The sequence below is a fragment of the Actinomadura sp. B10D3 genome (assembly GCF_039871695.1).
Lineage (GTDB): Bacteria > Actinomycetota > Actinomycetes > Streptosporangiales > Streptosporangiaceae > Spirillospora > Spirillospora madurae.
In genome coordinates, this window is sequence record NZ_JBDPLY010000081.1 from 1 (window position 1) to 1,586 (window position 1,586).

At 68.9% G+C, this 1,586-nt stretch carries 1 protein-coding gene; it reads right to left on the reverse strand.

Features of this window, described 5'->3' with window-relative positions; genetic code table 11:
* Nucleotides 1-36: 36 nt before the first annotated feature.
* Nucleotides 37-1,380 (reverse strand): IS701 family transposase, encoded by a 1,344-nt coding sequence (locus ABGB11_RS42315; protein WP_347641347.1) that lies wholly within the window; start codon nt 1,378-1,380, stop codon nt 37-39.
* Nucleotides 1,381-1,586 lie beyond the last annotated feature (206 nt).

Sequence of the window (1,586 nt, forward strand, 5' to 3'; positions counted from 1 at the left end):
TACGGCAGCTGTAATTGAGGCTCTGGCCTGCGGTGATCATGTGTTGGTGTCGGCGTAGGCGTGCCATGCCTGGTGGCATTTTCGGGCTCGGTATTGGTGGCGTCGGCGCCAGGTGGACCATGCGCGGCGGTGTTCGGGATCGCGGCGAGGCTCCGGCACGATCGGTCCTCGGATGTTGCGCAGGAGTTCGGGGACGGTGATCGCGATCATGTCGGGGTCCTCGTCCGGGCCGGTGGGTTCGGTGGCTGCGGTGACGGCGAGGTAGGTGTAGGCCAGCAGGGCCAGGCAGGTCCAGCGGTGCCAGGACCTCCACCGGGTGGTCTGGCCTTTGTCCAGGCCGCAGGCCTGTTTGGCGAGCTGGTGGTCCTCTTCGATCTTCCAGCGCAGCGTGGCGACCGCGACCAGGCGGGCCAGCGGCGCCGGGCCGGTGGTGAAGCACCGGTAGTAGGACAGTTTGCGGGTGTAGCGGTGCCGCCGCACCAGCAGGATCGCGTCACCGGCCTGGTCACCGGCCTGGTCACCGGCCTGGTCACCGGCCTGGTCTGGGCCGTTGGGGGTGTCGTCGGGGGTGTCGTTGGGGGTGTCGTCGGGGGTGATGGTGAGCATGGCCCAGTCGTAGGAGCGGACGCCTTTGGTTCCGGTTCCGGTGCGTACGCGCTGCCATCCGCCGTCGCCGATCAGGCGGACGGCCTTGCGGGCGGTGGTGGTGTGGGGGCCGAGCGCCACGGGGTGGTCGTGCTTGACCGCCATCACATAGTTCATGCCCAGGCTGCGGATGTGGCGGCGCAGGTCGCGGCCGCCGTAGACCTCGTCACCAGCGGCGAACGGCGCCCGGATCGCGCGGTCGTGGGCGTGGGTGAGCATCTGGGCGGCCAGCTGCGGTTTGGTGGCGAACTCGACCTGTTCGGGGACGCCGGCCAGCTCACGGCGTTCCTCATCGCAGGCCCAATCACGGGGTAGGTACAGGCGGCGGTCGATGATGGTGTGACCGCGTGCGGTGACGTAGGTGAGGTTGACCGTGACCTGGCACAACGCGACCCCGCCCAGGCTGCCGGAGTACTGGCGGGCGGCGCCGACGCAGTCGGTGGAGGACTTGGCGTCGCCGGTCTCGTCCAGGATGAACACCGCGTCCTGACCCGCGTGGCGATCGTCGCCGGTCAGGTACCCGGCCGCCCACACCGCAGTCTGGTCCAGGACCTGCCGCTCGTCCCATTTCGCCCGCGACAGCAGATGCTGCAGCCGGTGCGGGCCGGTGTGCCCCAGCGCCTCGCCCAAGGTCCAGCAGTTGTGGTCCTCCAACTCCATCAGCAGCCCCAGCACGAACTCCCGGACCAGTCGCCGGGGCTCACACCTGCGGAAACATCCCGCGATCCGGGCCATCACCGCGTCCAGGAAACCCGCCCGGCGCTCATCATCGACATGCGCTATCGTGCCCCCGACGGCCGCCGGGTTCTTTACTTTTGTCACACAAAGCAACGATCACGGCGGCCGTCTCGCATGTCCGGCACTCCACCCGATCGTGATCATCCCGGGCGCCCCGCCGACCAGCAGCATCATCCCCACAGCCACGATCTACAGCTGCCGTA